The organism is Phenylobacterium sp. (genome assembly GCF_030646615.1).
GTDB lineage: Bacteria > Pseudomonadota > Alphaproteobacteria > Caulobacterales > Caulobacteraceae > Phenylobacterium.
This window is the reverse complement of record NZ_JAUSLG010000051.1, coordinates 1-21,682: the sequence shown is the minus strand read 5'-3', so window position 1 is coordinate 21,682 and position 21,682 is coordinate 1. Positions and strand designations below refer to the sequence as shown.

General features: G+C 69.6%; 19 protein-coding genes. 12 read left to right on the top strand and 7 right to left on the bottom strand.

Translation table 11 applies throughout. The features are described from left to right. On the top strand, positions 1–684 hold a 684-nt coding region (locus Q7S93_RS09030), incomplete at its 5' end, for a glutathione S-transferase family protein (RefSeq protein ID WP_304713557.1). Between the two features lie 103 nt (positions 685–787). Here the strand turns inward: Q7S93_RS09030 and Q7S93_RS09025 are convergent. Further along, on the bottom strand, positions 788–2,779 hold the full coding sequence (locus Q7S93_RS09025; RefSeq protein ID WP_304713556.1) for a TonB-dependent receptor: 1,992 nt from the start codon (positions 2,777–2,779) through the stop codon (positions 788–790). 134 nt (positions 2,780–2,913) lie between these two features. On the opposite strand from Q7S93_RS09025, the gene Q7S93_RS09020 reads away from it, so the two are divergent. From Q7S93_RS09020 to Q7S93_RS09010, 3 genes are read left to right on the top strand one after another with little or no spacing between them, the layout of a single operon-like run. After that, positions 2,914–4,500, top strand: coding sequence for a matrixin family metalloprotease (locus Q7S93_RS09020; protein ID WP_304713555.1), 1,587 nt, complete (start codon positions 2,914–2,916; stop codon positions 4,498–4,500). A gap of 9 nt (positions 4,501–4,509) precedes the next feature. Then, the gene (locus Q7S93_RS09015) at positions 4,510–5,250 is read left to right on the top strand and encodes an SOS response-associated peptidase (RefSeq protein ID WP_304713554.1); all 741 of its coding nucleotides are present in this window, start codon (positions 4,510–4,512) and stop codon (positions 5,248–5,250) included. 48 nt (positions 5,251–5,298) lie between these two features. Beyond that, positions 5,299–7,662, top strand: coding sequence for a UvrD-helicase domain-containing protein (locus Q7S93_RS09010; RefSeq protein WP_304713553.1), 2,364 nt, complete (start codon positions 5,299–5,301; stop codon positions 7,660–7,662). A gap of 31 nt (positions 7,663–7,693) precedes the next feature. On the opposite strand, the gene Q7S93_RS09005 is transcribed toward Q7S93_RS09010, so the two are convergent. Beyond that, entirely contained in the window at positions 7,694–8,119 is a 426-nt protein-coding gene (locus tag Q7S93_RS09005) for a DUF7662 domain-containing protein (RefSeq protein ID WP_304713552.1), read from the bottom strand. 139 nt (positions 8,120–8,258) lie between these two features. Here Q7S93_RS09005 and Q7S93_RS09000 point away from each other — a divergent pair, with 139 nt between their 5' ends. The 8 genes from Q7S93_RS09000 (at position 8,259) to Q7S93_RS08965 (ending at position 14,144) form a co-directional block, all read left to right on the top strand. Then, the gene (locus tag Q7S93_RS09000) at positions 8,259–8,771 is read left to right on the top strand and encodes a hypothetical protein (protein ID WP_304713551.1); all 513 of its coding nucleotides are present in this window, start codon (positions 8,259–8,261) and stop codon (positions 8,769–8,771) included. Between the two features lie 46 nt (positions 8,772–8,817). Then, a complete protein-coding gene (locus tag Q7S93_RS08995; protein WP_304713550.1) occupies positions 8,818–9,684 on the top strand; it encodes a 50S ribosomal protein L11 methyltransferase in 867 nt (288 codons plus the stop codon). An 82-nt stretch (positions 9,685–9,766) separates the two neighbouring features. Next, positions 9,767–10,159, top strand: coding sequence for a hypothetical protein (locus tag Q7S93_RS08990; protein WP_304713549.1), 393 nt, complete (start codon positions 9,767–9,769; stop codon positions 10,157–10,159). A 116-nt stretch (positions 10,160–10,275) separates the two neighbouring features. Continuing rightward, positions 10,276–10,620, top strand: a complete 345-nt coding sequence (locus Q7S93_RS08985; protein ID WP_304713548.1) for a GIY-YIG nuclease family protein — start codon at positions 10,276–10,278, stop codon at positions 10,618–10,620. Positions 10,621–10,709: 89 nt separating this feature from the next. After that, positions 10,710–11,372 carry a DUF6134 family protein gene (locus Q7S93_RS08980; RefSeq protein ID WP_304713547.1) on the top strand — a complete coding sequence of 221 codons (663 nt, stop codon included), beginning with the start codon at positions 10,710–10,712 and terminating at the stop codon, positions 11,370–11,372. A 73-nt stretch (positions 11,373–11,445) separates the two neighbouring features. Beyond that, positions 11,446–11,802 (top strand): DUF6152 family protein, encoded by a 357-nt coding sequence (locus Q7S93_RS08975; protein ID WP_304713546.1) that lies wholly within the window; start codon positions 11,446–11,448, stop codon positions 11,800–11,802. Positions 11,803–11,804: 2 nt separating this feature from the next. Beyond that, on the top strand, positions 11,805–12,278 hold the full coding sequence (locus Q7S93_RS08970; protein ID WP_304713545.1) for a DUF6644 family protein: 474 nt from the start codon (positions 11,805–11,807) through the stop codon (positions 12,276–12,278). Between the two features lie 51 nt (positions 12,279–12,329). Then, a complete protein-coding gene (locus Q7S93_RS08965; protein ID WP_304713544.1) occupies positions 12,330–14,144 on the top strand; it encodes an aminopeptidase P family protein in 1,815 nt (604 codons plus the stop codon). Between the two features lie 140 nt (positions 14,145–14,284). Here Q7S93_RS08965 and ligA read toward each other — a convergent pair whose 3' ends face one another. The 5 genes from ligA to Q7S93_RS08940 form a co-directional block, all read right to left on the bottom strand. Beyond that, positions 14,285–16,639, bottom strand: a complete 2,355-nt coding sequence (gene ligA / locus Q7S93_RS08960) for an NAD-dependent DNA ligase LigA (RefSeq protein ID WP_304713543.1) — start codon at positions 16,637–16,639, stop codon at positions 14,285–14,287. Continuing rightward, a complete protein-coding gene (gene recN, locus Q7S93_RS08955; protein ID WP_304713542.1) occupies positions 16,632–18,329 on the bottom strand; it encodes a DNA repair protein RecN in 1,698 nt (565 codons plus the stop codon). Before recN ends, ligA begins: the two co-directional genes overlap by 8 nt. Before the next feature lie 58 nt (positions 18,330–18,387). Continuing rightward, positions 18,388–19,299 carry an outer membrane protein assembly factor BamD gene (locus tag Q7S93_RS08950; protein WP_370652109.1) on the bottom strand — a complete coding sequence of 304 codons (912 nt, stop codon included), beginning with the start codon at positions 19,297–19,299 and terminating at the stop codon, positions 18,388–18,390. An 82-nt stretch (positions 19,300–19,381) separates the two neighbouring features. Continuing rightward, entirely contained in the window at positions 19,382–20,281 is a 900-nt protein-coding gene (gene lpxC, locus Q7S93_RS08945; protein ID WP_304713558.1) for a UDP-3-O-acyl-N-acetylglucosamine deacetylase, read from the bottom strand. A gap of 270 nt (positions 20,282–20,551) precedes the next feature. Next, positions 20,552–21,682 (bottom strand): cell division protein FtsZ (locus tag Q7S93_RS08940; RefSeq protein WP_304713540.1); only part of this gene is annotated, 1,131 nt, incomplete at its 5' end.

Sequence of the window (21,682 nt, the reverse complement as noted above, 5' to 3'; positions counted from 1 at the left end):
TCCGCGCGTGTCCGGATGCAGATCTACGCCAAGGGCATCACCGACATCGAAATCGCCCGTCCGGCCACCTTCGGCACACCGCAGTTCCGCAAGGACTATCCCATCGGCCGCATTCCGGTGCTGGAGGGGGACGGCGAGCCGATGGCGGAGTCCGAGGTCATCGCCGAGTATCTGGAAGAACGCTATCCCGAGCCCTCGATGCTGGGGTCGACGCCTCGGGAGACCGCCCAGATCCGGACCCTCGCGCGCATCGGCGATATCTACATCATGAACAACATGTTCATGCTCTCGCCCCAGTCGAGAGCCGACACCCGCAATCAGGGGATTGTCGATCTGCTGGGCGGCCAGGTGGTGCGCAACATCAAGGCCCTGGACAAGCTGATCGGCGAGGATGGCTTCGCCTCCAGCGGCCGCCTGACTCTGGCCGACTGCGCCATCGTGCCGGGCCTGTTCCTGGTGGAGAACGTCCTGCCGTCGGTGGGCATGGACAATCCCGTACCCTCGACCCCGAAGGTCGCCGCCTATTGGGCCGCGATCCAGAGCCAAGCGCCCGCCGCCAAGGTGCTGGAGGAGTTGCACCGGGGGCTGGAGGAGCGGCGCGAACTGATCCGCAGCGGCGTGTTCCAGAAGATGATGGCTAAGGCCGCCGCCGACATGGCCGCCGCGGAAAGCGAGTCCGCCTAGCCCAGGGGCGGCGCCAGGGGAGCGCGGGTTCAGGCCCACAGGACGGCCCAGCGCAGTCGAGGAATCGACACCGTGAGCCTTCAAGCCCTCGCTTGCCTTGGCGTCACCGACGCAGGCTGTAGCCGACCCGGATTGTCCGTGGCGCGCCAAGGGTCAGCAGGCCGTCGCCCGCCCGGCCGGCCTCGATGTCGGCGTCCAGGACATTGTCGGCCGCCAGATAGGCCTCGGCCGCCTCGCCCAGACGCCAGGCGCCGCGCAGGTCCAGGGTGGTGGCCGCCCCCAGGCGCCGCGTGTTCAGATCGTCCTCGTAGCGCTGGCCCTCATGCCGCGCCTCGGCGCTCAGCCGCAGGCGCGCGCTGGCCCGCCAGTCCAGTCCCACGGTGGCGGCGAATTCCGGGGTCTGAGCCGGGCGCAGGCCGGTCAACTGCGGGGCGGCGCTTCCGCCGTCGACCTCGGCGCTCGTGGCGACCGCCGCGCCGCGCAGATCGAGGCTCCCCCAGGTTCGCTGGGCGGACACCTCCAGCCCCAGGGCGTCGATGGCGCCGGCGTTCTGGCGCTGCCGCAGGACGCCGCCGGCCGGCACGAAGCCGGCGATCGGGAAGGTGCCGGGCCCAGCGCCGATCGTCACATTGGTGATCGGATCTTCCAGGCGGTTGAAGAACAGACCTGCCGACCAGCGCAGCGGCCCCGCCCCGCCGACCGCCGCCTCGACGCCGTAGAGGCGCTCGGGCTCCAGATCGGGATTGGCCTCGGTGAGGTCGTTGCCCACGCGAAAAGGCCTATGGAGTTCATTGAGGGTCGGCGGGCGGAAGCCGGCATAGGCTGCGCCGCGCAGGTATAGGGTTTCGGTCAGGGCCAGGCGGGCGCCCAGGCGTCCTGTGGGCGTCGTCCCGCTGGCGTCATCGGCCCGAGAGTCCAGCACGATGGCCCCGCCGTTCAGATCACGCTCGATCCGTCGCGCCTCCCGCGCCGACCAGCCGTCCAGACGCAGGCCGCCGGTCAGCAGCAGGCGTTCGGCCTCATAGGTGGTCTCGCCATAGACCCCGCCCACCAGGGTCCGGCCGCCGGCCACCCGGCCGCGGGTGAAGCCGTCCCCCAGATCCCTGAAGAATTCTCGGGTTTCCCCATCAGCCACGCGGACATCGCCGCCGACCTCCCAGGTCCAGGCGCCGCCCACCTGGCGCCAGGCGGCGTTAGCGCCATAGCCCAGGGCCGGAGTCGCCAGCTGCCGGGCCGCCGGGCGACTGGCCGAACGGTCGGGCTCCACGGCGGCGAAGCGGTTCTTCAGGTCGCTGGCCCGCAGCCAGGCCTGGATGCGCCACCCGCCGGCGTCGGTCTGCGAAGGCTGGGCCAGGGACAGGGTCGCCGCCCCGCCGCTGGCCTGCGAATTGACGCCCTGAACGCCCCCGCCGCGGCGCTCCTCATAGGCGTCGAGACGGAAGGCGGTCTGCACCCCGGCCACCTCGCCCTGCAGCCGTGCGGCGGCCGAGACCTGATTGAGGCCGGCAGGCTGGTCGACCTGGCCACGGCCCGCGCCGCGGATCGGGGTGTAGCCCTCGGTGGTCGAGCCGGAGATCACGGCGAGCAGGGTCTCCGTCCCCATGGCGGCGGCGGCGCGATAGGTCCCGCGGGAGCCTGCGGACACATCCAGCGCAGAAAGCCCCCGCGCCGGCGCCCGTTCGCTGAGCGCCACCACCCCGGTCAGAGCGCCCGCCCCATAGGGTCCCGCGCCGGAGCCCTTGATGATCTGGGCCGCCGCCAGCCCCTCCGGCGGCAGGGCCGACCAGATCACCCAGCCGCCAAAGGGATCGTTCTGCGGCGCGCCATCCAGGGTCACCAGGGTGCGCCCGGCGCCGGACGGCGCGATGGCCCGCAGGGACAGGCCCTGAACGGTGGGATTGGCCACCTCGCTGCCCGTTCGGCGGAACAGGGCGACGCCGGGCTCGCTGCGCAGGGCCTCGTCCAGGCGCGGCGCCGTCGCCAGGGTCTCGATCCTCAGGGTGGTGATGGCGAAGGCGGCGTCACCTGGGCTGGGGGCCAGGCGCGGTGCCGTAACCTGGAGCTCGGAGACCAAGGGGGGCGGCATGTCGGGCATCAAGTCGGCTCCGGAACGGTGAGGTCGGGGTCACGAGTGGGTGACTTGGGTCCCGGTCATTAGGAATTTGGACAGGCCGTGGCTGCAACCTGCGATACTGGCGCTCATCGCCAGCGCGAAGCTTCGAGTTCATCATGGCTGTCCCCGACCCCAGCGCCATTATCTCCAGCCTGCTCGCGGCCAGCCGCTGGTGGAGCGGATCGACGATCACCTACAGCGCCCCCGGCGCAGGCTCAACCTGGCCGGCCTACGAGCCCGGGAAAGAACCGAGCGTGGCGGGCTACAGCGTGCTGAACGCCTCGCAGATCCAGCAGTTCAAAGCCGCCATCGACGCCTGGGACAAGGTGGTCGCCGTCAACTTCGTCCAGACCGACGATTTGGCCTCGCAAGGCCAGATCCGCGTCGCCTTCACCGATGTCGACGCCCTGAGCGGTGGAGACGAGGATCTCTGGGGCTATGCCTACTACCCGCCGATCTATGGCGGCGCTGGCAGCCCTATCTCCGGCGACATCTGGATCGACCAGTCGCATGTCGCCTCCGACTTCGGCCAGGGCGGCAACAACTACAGCTCCCTGGTTCATGAGATCGGTCACGCCATCGGCCTGAAACACCCCTTCGAAGATGGGGCGGTCCTGCCTGCGGCCTATGACACCAGCCGCTACACGGTGATGTCCTACACCGACGCCACAGACAGCCTGCACTGGACGGCCGAGGCCACCGCTACGGGCGTCCGTATCATTCCCACCCGGGTGGCGCCCGAGACGCCCATGGTGTTCGACGTGCTTGCAGCCCAGGCGCGCTATGGCGCCGATCCGACGACGGCCGCCGGCGACACGACCTACGCCTGGGACGAGAGCCGGCCCTTCTTCCAGACCATCTATGACGCCGGCGGGGTCGACACCTTTGACCTCTCCAATCACAGCCGCGGCTCGGTCATTGATCTTGCGCCGGGCGCCTATTCCTCCATCGCCCAGTTCTCGGCCCAGGCCCAGATCGCGCAGATGCTGGTCCGCTTCCCCTGGGCGACCGACTTCTTCAACGAGCATATCCAGACCGCCGAGACCTACACCTGGTCGAACAATCTGGGGGTCGCCTACAATACGGTGATTGAGAACGTCATCGGCGGCCCCGGCGCCGACACCATCCTGGGCAACAGCGCCAACAACGAGATCCGCGGCGGCGACGGGACCAGCTATCTGCGCGGCTTCGACGGAAACGACCGCATCTGGGGCGGGTCGGCCTTTGATGACCTGCACGGCAATGCCGGCTCCGACACCCTGTGGGGCGCCGGCGGCGATGACTGGGTGGTGGGCGGCAAGGACGACGACCTGCTCTACGGCGAGGCCGGCAATGACACCGTTTATGGGAATATCGGCAATGACACCGGCTATGGCGGGGACGGAAACGACCTGATCCGCGGCGGCCAGAACAACGACATCCTGTTTGGCGGGGCCGGCGACGACTGGATGTCCGGCGACAAGGGCGACGACACCCTCACCGGCGGCGCGGGCGCCGATATCTTCAACACCTTCGGCGAGGCCGGGATCGACCGGGTGCTGGACTTCAACAGCGCGGAGGGCGACCGGGTGCGGCTCGAGCCCGGCACGGTCTGGGAGGCCGGCTTTTCGGGCTCGGACATGGTGATCAACATGGTCGGCGGCGCCCAGATGATCCTGGTCGGCGTGACGGCCGCCACCCTCGGCGACTGGCTCATCGCCTGAGCCACGGCGGTGGACACGGGGCCTCGCCTGTGGCTGTCCTTCGCCATGTGCAATGAGTATCTGAAGCGGGCCGCGGCGGCCAATCTGGCCGAGCTGTTCTCCGAATACGGCGTCCCGCTGCGGTTCGACGACGCGACCGCCAACCGCCCCGTGGATGAGCCGATCCGGCCCACCGAGCGGGCCACCATCCTGCGCCCCCTCGATCCCGCCCGGCCTGCCGCCGGCCTGGAACTGGTCGATCTTCGCTGGTGGCTGGTTCCAGCCTTTCACAAGGGACCGGTCAAGGACTGGCGGGCCATGAGCACCAACGCCAGGATCGAGACCGTGGACACCAGCCCCGCCTTCAAGGAGGCCTATCGTCGCCGCCGCTGCCTCGTACCCCTGACCAGCTTCATCGAGTATTCCGAGCCGGCGGGCTGGAAAAAGGGCCAGCCCAAGCAGCGCAATGAGATCGGATGGGCCGGCGACGACATCCGCTTCTTCGCCGGCCTCTGGGATCGGTCGGCCCCCGCCGACTTCCCAGAGGGCCTGGACAGCTTCGCCTTCATCACCGGCCCGGCGCCGACCGACATGGCGGCCGTCCACGACCGCGGGCCGCCGGTGCTGACCCTGGACGAGGGCATGGCCTGGCTGGACCTGGAGGGGCTGGGCAAGGCCAGCTTCGAGACGCCGCCGCCGGCCGGGACCTTCGAGGTCCGGATCAGCCCGCGCGAGCAGCTGATCTCGCCGGAGATGCGTCGCCTGCTCTGACACGCCGCGCCTTGGGCGCCGGCTCCGATCTGTTCTATATAAGTTCCAATGTCCTTTCCTGAATCAGCTCCCCCGCCCCCGGCGCCCAAGATCAGCGACCTCGCCCGCGTGGGCGGGCCCGGCCATCAGCCCGACTATCTGCAGGGCCTGAACCCCGAGCAGCGGGAGGCGGTGGAGACGATCGAGGGTCCCGTGCTCGTCCTGGCCGGGGCCGGCACCGGCAAGACCCGGGTGCTGACCACGCGGCTGGCCCACATCCTGACCACCGGGCGCGCCAAGCCCTGGGAGCTGTTGGCCGTCACCTTCACCAACAAGGCCGCCCGGGAGATGCGCGAGCGGATCTCGGCCATTATCGGTCCCCAGGCCGAAGGGCTGCGGTGGCTGGGCACCTTCCACTCCGTCGCCGCCCAGATCCTGCGCCGCCACGCCGAACTGGTGGGCCTGAAGTCCAGCTACACCATCCTCGACACCGACGATCAGGAACGGCTGCTCAAGCAACTGCTCGAGGCCGAGAACATCGATTCCAAGCGCTGGACGGCCAAGGCCCTGGCGGGCCTGATCGACCACTGGAAGAACCGCGGCTGGACCCCCGACCGCCTGCCGCCGGCCGAGGGCGCGGCCTTCGCCAACAATCGCGGCCAGGCGCTCTACCGGCTCTATCAGGAGCGGCTGCGGGTGCTGAACGCCTGCGACTTCGGCGACCTGCTGCTGCACAACATCACCATCTTCACCTCGCAGCCCGACGTGCTGGCCGAGTTCCACGATCGCTTCAAGTTCATCCTGGTGGATGAGTATCAGGACACCAATGTCGCCCAGTATCTGTGGCTCAGGCTGCTGGCCCAGAAGCGGCAGAATGTCTGCTGCGTCGGCGACGACGACCAGTCGATCTATGGCTGGCGGGGCGCGGAGGTGGACAACATCCTGCGCTTCGAGCGGGACTTTCCGGGCGCCAAGGTCATCCGCCTGGAGCGGAACTACCGCTCCACCAGCCACATCCTGGGGGCGGCGTCGGGCCTGATAGCCACCAACAAGTCCCGCCTGGGCAAGACGCTGTGGACCGAGTCCGACGGCGGCGAAAAGGTGGTGGTCCGCGGGGTCTGGGACGGCGAGGCCGAGAGCCGGCTGATCGCCGACGAGATCGAACGCGCCCGCAAGGGGACCACCGAGCGCGATCCGCGGCCCTACAAGGACATGGCCATCCTGGTGCGCGCCTCGTTCCAGATGCGCGCCTTCGAAGAACGCTTCGTCCTGCTGCAGATCCCCTACACGGTGGTCGGCGGCCCGCGCTTCTTCGAGCGGGCCGAGATCCGCGATGCGCACGCCTATCTGCGGCTGATCCAATCGGAAGACGACGACCTGGCCTTCGAACGGATCGTCAACGTCCCCAAGCGGGGAATCGGCGAGACCACGGTCCAGAAGCTGCTGCAGATCGCCCGGCTGAACGGCGTCTCGGCCGCCACGGCGGCCCGGCAGATCGTGTTGACCGACGAGCTGGCGGCGCGCACCCGCACCTCGCTGGCCAACTTCCTGCGCGACCTGGATCGCTGGCGGGCGCAGGGCGAGACCCAGCACCACAGCCGGCTGACCGAGATGGTGCTCGAGGAGAGCGGCTATACCGACGCGCTGCGCCTGGACAAGACGCCGACCGCCCAGACGCGGCTGGAGAACCTCAAGGAACTCGTCCAGTCCATGGGCAATTTCGAGACGCTGGGCGCCTATCTGGAGCACGTCTCCCTGGTCATGGATCTCGACCGCGGGGCCGGCGAGGACGCCGTCCAAATCATGACTCTGCACTCGGCCAAGGGGCTGGAATTTCCCCTCGTCTTCCTGCCGGGCTGGGAAGAAGGGGTCTTCCCCTCGCAGCGCTCCATGGATGAGAGCGGCGAGAAGGGCCTCGAGGAGGAGCGCCGCCTGGCCTATGTGGGCATCACCCGCGCCCGGGAGCAGGCCCACGTCTCCTTCGCCGCCAACCGCCAGGTCTATGGCCGCTGGACCAGCCAGCTGCCGTCGCGCTTCGTCGATGAGTTGCCCATCGCCCATGTGGAGGCCGCGTCCGACACCGGCTATTACGGCGGCGGTCCAGGCATGCAGCAGCACGGCAGCCGCTGGGACGAGAGCCCCAGCTTCGGCTCCGGCTATTCCTCGCCCGGCTGGCGCCGCGCCCAGGACCGTGGCTATCAGGGCAGCCATCCGGGTCGCCAGCAGGTGATCGAGGGCGAGGGTCGCCTGGTGGCCGTATCCGACCCGTCGGCCTCCAGCAGCGCCTTTTCCCGCGGCGACCGGGTGTTTCACCAGAAGTTCGGCTATGGCCAGGTGCGCAATATCGACGGCAACAAGCTGACCGTCGCCTTCGAGAAGGCCGGCGAAAAGAAGGTCATCGACTCCTTCGTGGAGAAGGCCGACGCTTCCTAGAGCCTAAGTCTTGAGCGCGTTTTGTTCCGCTCTAACGCCAGGGTTCGCCTTTGCGCTTGGCCAGGAAGTTGGCCACCACCGCCACGCCGCCCGCCAGCAGGGCCGCGGCTCCGCCGGCGACGGCGGCCGAGACGACACCCTGGCGCGGCGTCTTCGCCGCGCTCGCGATTGGCGGCTCCATCGCCACGTCCATAGGAGTCGGCTCGGGCGTCTCGGCGCCCGGGTCGCGGGCGAAGACCACCGTCTGGGCGATGCGGTCGACGGCCTCGATCCGCCAACCTACGCCCTTCCAGGCCTCGTGGTGAGGCTTATCGCCGCCCATCCACCAGGCGTTCTGATCCCTGGCGCTCTTGGGCAGCGGGAAGCCCAGGGCCTCTTCGAGCTCGGCGAAGCTGGCGCTCCAGTCGTCGGCCTCGCGCCGAGCCAGACGGTCGGACAGGGGCTTGTACTTGCTCATCGGTCTCCTCCTTCGGCTTGAGCGTAACACGCAAGTTCCAGCCCTGTTGCGGCGAGATGAGCCGGTCCCTGAACGCGTGTCGATCCGCCGATGAAACCTCCTGGCCGATTCGCGCGCTTATCGGCGCAAGGAGGCGGGCATGCAGGCGCTGTTTCATGGGATCACCCTGGCTGTGGCCAGCGGGCTTCTGCTGGGGGCGGCGTTCAAGCCCGACCTGACCTATGGCGAGGCCATGCTGGGTCCGCAGATTCATCTGCCCGCCGCCGAGGATCGCGACGACAGGCCAGAGCCGCAGGCCTACGCCTTCGCCCAGACTGGCGACCAGGCCGGCCAGGTCCCCGACCATGTGATCGGCTATGACTGGGTGGGTCACGATGAGCCGGCCGCGATGGCGGTGGCCTATGGCCCGGCGCCCATGGCCGAGCCGGACTATGAGCCGGTGGTCTATGTCGAGCCGGTCCGCCAGCATCGCCCCTTGCAGGTGATCCGCGTCGAGCCGCCCACAGCCGGAATCGTCGTTTCCTATCCCTCCATGGACGGCGACATCGTCCCCCGCCGCATGGTCCAGGCGCCCGAGCCCGCCTTGCCCCTGGCGATGGATGCGCCGACTACGGCTCGTCCCACCCAGGTGGCGTTCGCGCCCTCGGAATAGGCGCTTGCCTCTCGCCTAATGCGCCCTGCGGCTCTAGAGGAGGCGCATGACGCAAGACGCCTACCAGATCATCGCCCGCGGCCCCCGGGCCATCGCCGAGACCGCCGCGCTCGCCATCGATGAGCACCCCCTGCTGGAGGGCGTCACCTATTCGATCCTGGAAGAGGACGAGGATCGGGAGATCTGGCGCATCGACGCCTTCCCCACCACCGCCGAGGAAGCCGACGCCCTGCGCGACGTGCTGGGCGCCCATGCGGGGCTGACCACCAGCACAGAAGTCCTGGCCGACGCCGACTGGCTGGCCATGGCCCTATCAGGGCTGCCGCCGGTTCGCGCCGGCCGGTTCTTCATCTACGGTGCCCATGACCGGGGCCTGGCGCCGGTCAATGCGGTGAACCTGCGGATCGAGGCGGGCGCCGCCTTCGGCACCGGCCACCATGGGACCACGGTCGGTTGTCTCCTGGCCTATGACGCGCTTCTGAAGCAGCGGCGCTTCGCCCGCGTCCTGGACGTGGGCGCGGGTACGGGTGTGCTGGCCATCGCCGCGGCCAAGACCGGCTCTCCGGTGGCGGTGGGCACCGACATCGACCGGCCGTCCGTCCGAATCTCCCGCGAGAACGCCATCCTCAATCAGGCCAAGGCCCGCTTCGTCCACGCCTCGGGGCTCGGCCACCGCCTGGTCCGGGCCCAGGCGCCCTATGACCTGGTGTTCGCCAACATCCTGGCGGCGCCGCTGGTCATGCTGGCCCAGGACATCAAGGGCGCCCTGCGGCCCGGCGGCACGGCGATCCTGTCTGGCCTGCTCCGCTCCCAGGCCCGTCGGGTGCTGGCCGCCTATCGCAGCCGCGGCTTTGTGCTGGTCCGTCGCCTGAACCGCGACGCCTGGACCACCCTGGTCATCCGCCGCGGCTAAGCTCGCCGGAACTCACATCAGGCGAACTACGTTCTCAAGCGCGACAGGAAGCGGCCAACCGCTCCGTCCGAGGAGAACGACCATGACCTATGATCCGAACACCCCCCGTACCGATCCCCCGCCGGTGCAGCGTGAAGTCGTCCATAAAAGTGGCGGCTCGGCTGGCTGGTGGGTGGCCGGGATCGTCGCCATCGTCGCCCTGGTGGGTATGTTCTTCGTCTTCGGCAACCGCGGGACCGACGACGCCGATCTGGAGATGGCCCGCGATACCGGCCGCGCCGAGGCCATGATCGAGAACGCCGCCGACAGCGCCCAGCAGGCCGCCTCCGACGCCGCCGAAAGCTCGCGCCAGGCGGCTGACAGCATCGCCCAGAGCACCGAGGCTGCGGCCGACAACGCCGCTGCGGCGACCCAGAACGCCGCGGACAACGCCGCCGACGCCACCGAGAACGCCGCTGACCGTAGCGGCATGTAAGACCTGGCCCTTGCTGGCCTGAACTACCGAAGGGCGGCTCCGAAAGGGGCCGCCCTTTTTCCTGGCCTTGATCCTTATTTTATCCGGGTATATATCGGCGATCAGAGGAGCACCCCATGGACGCCGCACGCCGTCGAGATCTGATCCGGGCTCACAAGGAAAAGAAGGTCCGCGCCGGCGCCTTTGCGATCCGGTGCGCCGCAAGCCAGGAGGCCTGGGTGTCGCCCTCCGCCAATCTCGATGCTCAGCGCAACGGGCTCTGGTTCAGCCTGCGTCTGGGCGGCCATCCCAACAGCGCCCTGCAAGCGGCCTGGCGGACCCATGGCGAGGCCGCCTTCAGCTTCGAAATCCTCGAAGTCCTGGACGATGAGGACATGACCCCCCTGGGCCGCACCGACGCGCTCAAGGCCTTGGCCAGCGCCTGGCGTGCTCGCCTGAACGCGCGGCCAGCCTTCGGTTAGTCCCCCCAAGCTTCCGCCTAAGGCATCCGCTCGCGCCAGCGGTCCGTAGACTCCCGGAGCCCGACAGGGCGCCGCTCGGAGTTGACCCCATGCCGCTGGCCCATCCATCCGCCCTGACTCGGAGAGGCCTGATCGCCATGGGGGCCAGCGCCCTGGCCGCCCCCGGCGCCTTTGCGGCCGCGCCGGCCAATGGCCGTCTGGCCTTCGCCGTGTTCCGCGGCAAGGACAAGGTCGGCGAGCACATCATGCGCTTCAGCCGCAGCGGATCTGGCCTGACGGTCAGCACCGAGGTCGAGATGCGCGTGAAGCTCGGCCCGATCCCGGTCTTCCGCTACGCCCACACCGCCACCGAGCGCTGGCTGGACGACAACTTCGCAAGCCTGACCACCCTCACCGACACCAATGGCAAGGTCGAACAGGTCAGGGCCGAGGCGACCCCTACAGGCGTCACCATCGAGGCGCCTGGCGGCCGCCTCACCGCCCCGGCTTCGGCCGCCCCCCTCACCCACTGGAATACGGCCGCCCTCGACGGCCCGCTGTTCAATCCGCAGCTGGGCAAGATCATGAAGGTCAGCGCCGCCCGCGCGGGCCGCGAGAGTGTGCAACTGGCGGACGGGCGATCGATACCGGCCACCCGCTGGACGATCCGCGGCGAGGCCGAGATCGACAACTGGTACGATAGCGCCGGCGTCTGGGCTGGCCTGCGGGGCAGGCTCGAGGACGGGTCGACCATGATCTATCGCCGGCTCTGAGCCTTCACGGGCGGTTGAACCCCGATGGGCCGGAACGGCGTTATCCTGTCACCACACTTAACCGGAGGATCCCATGCGCAAGACCCTGACGATCGCCGCGCTCGCCCTCGGCCTGGCCGCCGCGCCGGGCGCCAGCTTCGCCCACCACGGCTGGAGCTCCTACGACGCCACCGAGCTGGTCCGTGTGACCGCCCCCCTCTCCGACGTCTCCTGGGGCAATCCCCATGGCGCGGCCAAGGTCGTGCATGACGGCAAGACCTGGGACGTCATCCTGGCGCCCGTCTCGCGGATGGAGGCCCGGGGCCTGACCCGCGAGATGCTGGGTCCAGGCAAGACGGTCACCCTCGAAGGCTATGCCCGCCGTGACGGTACAGCCGAGTTGCGCCTTGAACGGGTCATCGCCGAGGGCAAGACCGTCGAGCTCCGCTAGTCGTGGAGACCCTCGCCGCCCTGCTGGAGGCCTCGGCCCTTGGCCAGTGGGCGCGGGGGTCGGCCATCGCCTATCCGACCGCCAATGTCGCCCACCTGCTGGGCCTGATCCTGCTGGTGGGCGGGATCGGGGTGGTCGATCTGAGGCTGGCGGGCTTCCTGCGCCGCTTGCCGGCCGAGCCCCTGGCGCGGGCCCTGACGCCCTTCGCCCTGGCGGGCCTGGCCCTGCTGGCGGCCAGCGGCGCGGTGATGTTTTCCGCCGATGCCGGTCCCATGGCCGCTTCGAACGTCTTCCGCGCCAAGATGGCGCTGATCGCCGTCGGCCTCGCCCACGCCGTCCTGTTCCGATGGCTCTGGCGAGCGAAAATGGCGCGGTGGGACAGCGCCCCGCCAGCCCTGGGTCGGCTGATGGCGGCAGGGTCCATAGCCATATGGCTGTGCGTCGGCGCCCTGGGGCGGCTGATCGCCTACGCCTGAGCACGCACGATCCCCATGGCGCTCCGGCGCGCCCGGGCTTATTTCTTATCCATGCGCCAGACCTTTGATGAGACCACCGAGCGCGCCTTTGGCGCCCGCCACCTGCCCCTGATCCGCCAGGCCATGGCCGACCAGAAGCTGGACGGCTTCCTTGTCCCCCACGAGGACGAGCACCAGAACGAGTACCTGCCCGAGGCCAATGACCGGCTGGCCTGGGCCACAGGCTTCACCGGCTCGGCCGGAGCCGCCGTGATCCTCAAGGACAAGGCCGCCGTCTTCGTCGATGGTCGCTACACCCTGCAGGTCCGCGACCAGGTCGATGAGAGCCTGTTCGAAATCCGCGACCTGGTCGAGGGCGGCGTGCCGGCCTATCTGGAGACCGCTGCGGGCAAGGGCCAGGCCATAGGCTATGACCCCCGCCTGCACAGCCCCGACGGCCTCGCCCGCGTGCGGGCCGCTGTGGAGAAGGCCGGCGCCGAGCTGAAGCCGGTGGACCTCAATCCCCTGGACGCCGCCTGGGGCGCCGAGCGCCCGGCCCAGCCCCAGGCGCCGGTGGTCCCCCACCTGCTGGACTACGCCGGAGAGGACTCCGCGGCCAAGCGCGCCCGCATCGGCCAGGCCCTGGCGGCCAAGGGCGCCCAGGCCGCCGTGATCACCGCACCGGCCTCCATCGCCTGGCTGTTCAACATCCGCGGCGGCGACGTGATCCGCAGCCCCCTGCCGCTGGCCCAGGCGATCCTGGCCGCCGACGGCCGCGCACGGCTGTTCCTGGACCCCGCAAAGGTCAGCGCCGACCTGCCGGCGTGGCTGGGCAATGAGGTGAGCCTGGAGACCCCCGACGCCCTGGCCGGCGCCCTGGGCGACCTGAAGGGCCAGAAGGTGATGATCGATCCGGGCCAGTCCTCGGCCTGGTACTTCGACACCCTCGAGGCGGCCGGCGCCGAGCCCCTGCGCGCCGACGACCCCTGCGCCCTGCCCCGGGCCTGCAAGAACGCTGTCGAGATCGAGGGCGCCCGCCAGGCCCATGTGCGCGACGGGGCGGCGCTCGCCCGATTCCTCCATTGGCTGGCCACCGATGCCCAGGCCAGCCTGCCCGACGAGAAGACCGTGGTGCAGACCCTGGAGGGCTTCCGCGAGGCCACCGGGGCGCTGAAGGACCTGTCCTTCGACACCATCGCCGGGGCCGCCTCCAATGGCGCCATCGTCCACTACCGGCCCACCGAGCGCCTGAACAAGCGCACGGAGGCCGGCTCCCTGCTGCTGGTGGACTCCGGTGGGCAGTATCTGGACGGCACCACCGACGTCACCCGCACGGTGGCCATCGGCGAACCCAGCCGTGAGATGGCCGAGCGCTTCACCCTGGTGCTCAAGGGTCACCTGGCGCTTGCCCATATCCGCTTCCCCGCCGGGACCACCGGCTCGGCCCTGGACGCGCTCGCCCGGGCGCCACTCTGGATGGCCGGCCTCGACTATGACCACGGCACCGGCCATGGGGTGGGCAGCTATCTGGGCGTCCATGAAGGCCCGCAGCGGATTTCCAAGGCGCCCAACAGCGTCGCCCTGCAGCCGGGCATGATCGTCTCCAACGAGCCCGGCTACTACAAGACCGGCGCCTATGGCATCCGCATCGAGAACCTGCAGGTCGTCACCGGCGCCGACGAGATCGAGGGCGGTGAGCGGCCCATGCTCGGCTTCGAAACCCTGACGCTCGCCCCCATCGACCGGCGGCTGATCGTGGTCGAGATGCTGAGCCGCGAGGAACGCGCCCAGATGGACGCCTATCACGCCCGGGTGCTGCGCGAGATCGGGCCCCTGGTGGACGCCGAGGTGAGGGCCTGGCTGGAAGAGGCCTGCGCGCCGCTTTAGGCGTTTTCCCGTTCCGTCATGGTCGGACTTGATCCGACCATCCATGAACACGGTCCGTCATCCTGCGTGCATGGTCCCTCGGATCAAGTCCGAGGGTGACGGGGTGAGGTGTGGCTTGCGCGCCCCCTACCCCTGGCCCCCTACCCCTGTCCCACCAGCTTGAGCCAGTCGTCCTCGCTGATCACCTCGATGCCGAGGTCGGTGGCGGTCTTCAGCTTTGAGCCGGCGCCGGGGCCGGCCACCACGAGATGGGTCTTCTTCGACACCGAGCCGGAGACCTTGGCGCCCAGGGCTTCGGCCTGGGCCTTGGCCTCGTCGCGGGTCATCTTCTCAAGCGCGCCAGTGAAGACGATGGTCTTGCCAGCCACGGCGGTGTCGGTCTTGGGCCGTTCGGCCGCCTGGACCTGAAGTTCGGCCAGCAGGTTTTCGACAGTGGCCTCGTTGTGATCCTCGCCGAAGAACTCGGCGATCATCCGGGCGGCCACCGGGCCGACCCCATCCACCGCCGCCAGCTCGCCGAAGTCGTCCCCGGGGCGCTGGGCCGCCGCAGCCGCGGCGGCGGCCTCAAAGCTCGCCCAATCCTCGAAGCGACGCCCCAGGGCCTCGCGGGCCGTCTTGTTGAGCTTGGGGATGGAGGCCTTCAGCCGGGTGTCGAAGCCCGCGCCCTCGGGGACCATCACCTCGTGGGGCGCCGTCGCCCAGGCCAGGATCGCCTCAAGGGCCGTGGGCCCCACCCCGTCCAGCTGGGCGAAGACCTCGTGGCCGTCCCCGGCGCGCTGGGCGGCGGCGGCGCGGGCGGCGGCCAGGAAGGCGTCCACGGTCTCGAAGTGGCGGGCGAGCGCCAGGGACGTGGTCTCGCCGATGTGGCGGACCCCCAGCCCATAGATGAAGCGGTCCAGAGGAATGGCCCGCTTGGCGTCGATTCCGGCCTTCAGATTGGTGACGCTGGTCTCGCCATAGCCCTCGGCGCTGCGCAGTTCATCCAGCTTGGCCTCGTCCCGGGCCAGGCGGAAGATGTCGGCCGGCTCCTTGACCCAGCCCCTGTCGTAGAAGGCCTGGAGCTGCTTTTCCCCAAGGCCCTCGATGTCGAAGGCGCGGCGGGAGACGAAGTGTTTCAGATGCTCGATCCGCTGGAACGGACAGGCCAGCTCGCCGGTACAGCGGCGCACCACCGTTTCGGCGCCCGAGGCCGTGGTCTCCCGCGCGAGCGGCGTCTTCAGCGGACAGGGGCAGGTTTCGGGGAAGACGTAGGGCTTGGCGCCTGCGGGGCGCTCTTCCAGCACCGGCCCGACCACCTGGGGGATCACGTCGCCGGCCCGCTGCACGATGACGGTGTCGCCGATGCGCACATCCTTGCGGGCGATCTCGTCGGCATTGTGCAGGGTGGCGTTCTCCACCACCACGCCGCCCACCGTCACCGGGGCCAGTCGCGCCACGGGCGTCACCGCGCCGGTCCGGCCCACCTGCAGGTCGATGGCGTTCAGCACCGTGCGGGCCTGCTCGGCGGGGAACTTGCGCGCAATGGCCCAGCGGGGCGAGCGCGAGACGAAGCCCAGCCGATGCTGCCAGTCCAGCCGGTCGACCTTGTAGACCACGCCGTCGATGTCGAAGCCCAGGCGCGGCCGCAGCTGCTCCATGTCGCGATAGGCGCCCAGCAGGCCGTCCGCCCCCTCGACCCGCCGCGACTGCGGATTGGTCTGAAAGCCCCAGGCCTTCAAGGCCTCCAAGGCCTCCCACTGGGTCTGGGCGAAGGGGCCGCTCACCAGGCCCCAGGCATAGGCGAAGAAGCGCAGGGGCCGCTGGGCGCTGATCTTGGGGTCCAGCTGACGCAGCGATCCGGCCGCGGCGTTGCGGGGATTGGCGTAGGTCTTCTGGCCGGCCGCCTCGGCCGCGGCGTTGAGCGCCTTGAAGCCCTCATGCTCCAGATAGACCTCGCCGCGGATCTCGATGACCTCCGGCCAGCCCGAGCCGGCCAGCCGTTCAGGAATGTCGGAGAGGGTGCGCAGATTGGCGGTGACGTCCTCGCCCACCCGGCCATCGCCCCGGGTGGCGCCGCGCATGAGCCGGCCGTGCTCATAGCGGATCGAGGCTGACAGGCCGTCGATCTTGGGCTCGGCCGTATAGGCGATGGGGCTGTCGTCAAGCCGCAGGAACCGCCGCACCCGGGCTTCGAACTCGATCGCCTCCTCGTCGGAGAAGGCGTTGTCGAGGCTGAGCATCGGCACGCCGTGCTCGACCGGCGAGAACTGGGCCGAGGCCGCCGCGCCGACCTTCAGGCTGGGAGAGTTCTCGCGCACGAGGTCGGGAAACACCGCCTCGATCTCGGCGTTGCGGCGCTTGAGCACGTCGTACTCGGCGTCGGAGACCTTGGGCGCATCATGCTGATAATAGGCGATGTCATAGGCCGCCATGGTGTCGGCGAGCCAGGTCAGCTCTTCGGCGGCCTCGGCCTCGGTGAGGTCGGCGGCCGGCTTGGCGGTCGGGAAATCAGGCATCCATCAGGGCTCGTGCGGCGGCGCGGGCCGCATCGGTGATCTGGGCGCCGGCCAGCATGCGGGCGATCTCTTCTTCGCGATCGGTCAGGGAGAGCACCTCGACGGCGGTACGAACCATTTCGGCGTCGCCGGCCTTGGAAATCCGCCAGTGGGCGTCGGCCCGGGCGGCCACCTGCGGGCTGTGGGTCACCACCAGGACCTGGGCGTCCGAGGCCAGCCGGCGCAGGCGCAGGCCCACCGCGTCGGCCACGGCGCCGCCGACGCCCTGGTCCACCTCGTCGAAGATCATCAGCGGCTGGGCGCCCTCGGCCCGGCCGGCCAGGGCCGCCTTCAGCGCCAGGGCGAGGCGGGCGAGCTCGCCGCCTGAGGCGATCTGGCCCAGCTCGCCAAACGGCGCGCCGGGGTTTGTGGAGATTTCAAAGGCCACGCGGTCCTGGCCCTGGGGGCCGGTCTTTTCCGGCGCCAGGGTTTCGACTGTGGCGCGGAAGCGGGCCTTGTCCAGTTTCAGGGGGCCAAGCTCGGACATCACCGCCTGGACCAGCCGTTCGCCGGCCGCCCGGCGTTGCTGGCTGAGCTCCTCGGCCGCCGCCAGATAGTCGGCGCGGGCCGCGGCCAGGGCGGCCTCGGCGGCCTTCAGATCCTCGCCCGAGGTCTCCGCGGCCCGCAGGCGCTCGGCGAACCGGACCCGCAGAATGGGCAGCTCCTCGACGCTGACATTCAGCTTCCGGGCCATGCCGCGCAGTTCGAACAGCCGCTCCTCGGTCTTTTCCAGGCGGTCGGGATCGAAATCGAAGGCCTCCGCAGCGCCGTCGATGGCGGCCTCAGCCTCCTGGGCCTCCACCAGGGCGCGGTCGATGGCGCCGGTGGCCGCCGCCAGCCTTGTCACGGTCGGGCCCGTCTCAGCCGCGCCGGCATGGACGGCGCGCTCCCGGGCGCGGTCGAGGGCGCGGACAGCCTGGGCCATGCGGGGGGCCAGGCCGTCGAAGGCCTCGCGGGCCGAGGCGATGTCGGACAGCGCCTTTTCGGCGGCGCCGAGCATGGCGCGGCTTTCGGCGAGGTCGGCCTCCTCCCCTTCCCGGGGTTCGAGGCGGTCGAGTTCGGCGAGCCGGAGGTTCAGCTCCTCCATCTCGGCGGCGGCCTGGTCGGCGGTGGCGGCGAGGTCGTCGCGATGGGCCTGGGCCGCCCGCCACGCTTTCCAGAGCCCACCGACCTTGGCCAGGGGGCCGCCCAGCTGGCCGAAGGCGTCCAGCAGGCCGCGATGGGTGCGGGTGTCCAGCAGGCCGACGGTCTCGTGCTGGCCGTGGACCTCCATCAGGAGGGCGCCCAGCTCCCTCAGGACGCCGACGCTGGTGGCCTGGTCGTTGACGAAGGCGCGGCTGCGGCCATCGGCATTGACCGTGCGGCGCAGGACGAGATCCTCGCTGGGGTCGTAGGCGAGGCCCTTCTCGTCCAGCAGCGCCCAGGCCGGGTGCTCAGGCGCTGGCGCGAACAGGGCCGTGGCCTGGGCCAGGGTCGCGCCCTGGCGCACCAGGGCGGCCTCGGCCCGTGCGCCGGTGGCCAAGCCCAGGGCGTCGAGGATGATCGACTTGCCCGCCCCTGTCTCCCCGGTCAGGGCGGTGAGCCCCGGCCCGATGGGCAGGTCGAGCGCCTCGATCAACACCACGTCGCGGATCCACAGTCCGATCAGCATGGGGTGCAAGATTGCTTGGAATCGCCGCGGGCGAAAGCCTGTTCGTTCGCCTTAGGTTCTATTGGCTTTCCGGAGGGCGAAGGGTGGCGTCCTTGTCCCGCTCCAGATCATCGGAATCGCCCCGGCCGCCGATGAACGGCACCCGCGACCACAGGCTCCGACCTTCGGACGCCGCCGGCGCATCGGCCGGCCGCAGGCCGCGGCTGGTGAGCAGGTCATAGGCGTCGCGGTACCAGACGGTGCCCGGATAGTTGAAGCCGAGGACGGCGCCGTTGCGCTTGGCCTCCTCATTCAAGCCCAGCGTCAGGTAGGCCTCGACCAGACGATAGAGGGCCTCGGGCGTATGGCTGGTGGTCTCGTAACGCTGGATCACCATGTTGAACCGGCCGATGCCGGCCAGGGTGTCGCCATTGCGCAGATAGTAGCGGCCGACCGTCATTTCCTTGCCGGCCAACTGATCGTTGACCATGTCGATCTTCAGGCGGGCGTCCTTGGCGTATTCGCTGTCGGGATAGCGTTGGACCACTTCGCGCAGGGCGTTCAGCGCCTGGCCGGTGGCGGCCTGGTCGCGGCCGACATCGACGATCTGTTCGAAATAGCAGATGGCCTTGAGATAGTAGGCATAGACCGCAGCCGGATTGCCGGGCGCCTGGGACAGGAAGCGGTCGGCGCTGGAGATGGCCTCGGCGTAGTCATTGGCCTGATACTGCGCATAGGCGGTCATCAGGATCGAACGACGGGCCCAGACCGAATAGGGATGCTGGCGCTCCACCTCGGCGAAATAGTCCACCGCCTGGTTCCACAGACCGCGGTCCAGCCGGTTGGCGCCGGTGTTGTAGAGCAGCTCGACCGGCCGCTCTTCATAGGCCAGCTGGGGCCGTTCTCCTCGTCCGGCGCAGGCCGTGAGGGCCAGGGCGGCGAGAACCGTCGCAACGGCAGGACCCCGAAGGGAATTGTGAAGCAGAGACACCTTCACCTCAAAAGGACCAAGCGCGCCCCCGCGCCGCGAGCCACCGCTTCTACACCACGTGGGCTGCGGCGCAAACGGAAGGTCAGACGGCCAGGGCCAGCTCCGGGGCGAAGGTGCGGATGCGCCAGGCGTCCGGCCGTTCGGTCAGGGCGCGGACGAGCTGGTTGTTGATCCCATGGCCGGCCAGGCGGCCTTCGAAACGGCCAATGATCGGCGCGCCGAGCACATAGAGGTCGCCGATGGCGTCCAGGGCCTTGTGGCGTACGAATTCGTCGGGGCGTCGCAGGCCTTCCGGATTGAGAATGCGGTCGCCCTCGATGACCACGGCGTTCTCCAGCGAGCCGCCGCGGGCCAGGCCCATGGCGCGCAGGGCCTCGACCTCATGGGCGAACCCAAAGGTCCGGCAGTTGGCCAACTCCTTGCGGAAGGCGGCCTCGTCCATCACCAGATCGACAGCCTGGCGGCCGATGACCGGCGAATCGAAGGCGATCTCGAAGGCCACTTCGAACTGGTCGCAGGGCAACAGGCGGGCGCTCTTGTCGCCGTCGATCACCTCGATGGGCGCCAGGATCTCGATATAGCGGCGGGGCGCTTCCTGCTGGCGGCGGCCCGCCTGGTCGAGGATCTGGACGAAAGGCTCGGAGGAGCCGTCCATGATCGGCATTTCCGGACCATCCAGCTCGACCACGGCGTTATCCACGCCGAGCGTCGCAAAGGCGGCCATCAGGTGCTCGATGGTGGAGACGGTGACGCCGGCGGCGTTGCCGATGACGGTGCCCAGCTGGGTCTTGCACACCGCCTCGGCCGAAGCCGCGATGCGGTTGTCCTGGCCCGTGACATCGGTGCGGACGAACACGATGCCCGTGTCGATCGGCGCAGGGCGAACCGCCACGCGGACATGGGCGCCGGTGTGCACGCCGACGCCGGCGAAGATCGCCGGACCCAGCACGGTGTGCTGGAGCGCGTGAGCGGAATGGGCGATGGCTGCGGACACGAACTGAAACCTTCCTGGCCAGACTTGTATGGGCGGCTCAAGAACAACCGCGAATGGCCCCACGCCCCGGATAGTTCCTGTGCTGCGGCGCCGCAAGACAAGTCCTGTTTCCGAATGTTTCACCTTAAGATCGAGGCGGCTTCTTGTTCTGAATCAGGCGCTTACCCCTTCGCCGACCCACGCTTGAATGGCCCAATAAAAGACGGCCGGCTCCGCGGGGAACCGGCCGTCTGAGACGGTCTGCGACGGGATCGCGCTCTAGTTGGCCAGGCGACGCAGGAAGGACGGAATTTCCAGGTCTTCGCCGGCGTCGCGATCAGGATCGGAGGCCTCGGCCGGCTGAGCGCCGCCGCGGCTGGGCGGCGCCTGACGGCTGGCGGGGGCCGGAGTCGGCGCAGGCGCCGGAGCGTCATAGCGTGGACGGCCGCCAAACAGGCTCAGAAACCCGCTCTTCTGCCGGCGATCATCGGCGAAGCTGTTGTCGGCGAACAGGGGTTCGTCGCCCTCTTCGGCCGCCATGGGATCGACGATGCGGGTGATCGGGCGCTGGGCCGGCGCAGGCTCAGGGGGCACATAAAGATCAGCCTGCTCGGCCTCGTGCTCATAGGCGCGGGCCTGGGGCTGGGGCGCCGGAGCCCGAGCCTGGGGGGCCGGCTGGGGCGGCGGCGAATAGGCCTGGGGCGCAGGCTCCGCCGCCCGGGGGGCCGGCTCCGGCGCATAGGCGACCGGCGCAGGGCGCGGCTCATAGGCCGGCTGGGGCGCGGGCTGACGGGCCGCTTCGGGCTGACGCACGGGTTCGGCCTGCCGGACAGGCTCCGGCTGGCGGGCCGCGGGCGCAGGCGGCGGCGCACGCCGGGTCTCGATCTTGGGCTCGATGGCCGCGATCGAGGCGCCGTCCATGCCGGTGGCCACCACCGACACGCGGATCATGCCATCCAGCGACGGATCGAAAGCCGCGCCGAAGATGATGTTGGCCTCGGGGTCCACCTGCTCGGAGATGGCGTTGGCGGCCTCGTCGACCTCCAGCAGGGTCATGTCCAGGCCGCCGGTGACATTGACCAGCACGGCCTTGGCGCCCTTGAGCGAGACTTCGTCCAGCAGCGGGTTCTGGATGGCGTTCTGGGCCGCCATCAGGGCGCGGTCGTCACCGGAGGCTTCGCCGGTGCCCATCATCGCCTTGCCCATCTCGGTCATCACCGTGCGGACGTCAGCGAAATCGAGGTTGATCAGGCCCGGCAGCACCATCAGGTCGGTGATGGAGCGGACGCCGGAATGCAGCACCTGGTCGGCCATGCCGAAGGCTTCGGAGAAGGTTGTGCGTTCGTTGGCCACCCGGAACAGGTTCTGGTTCGGAATGACGATCAGGGTGTCGACATAGCGTTGCAGCTC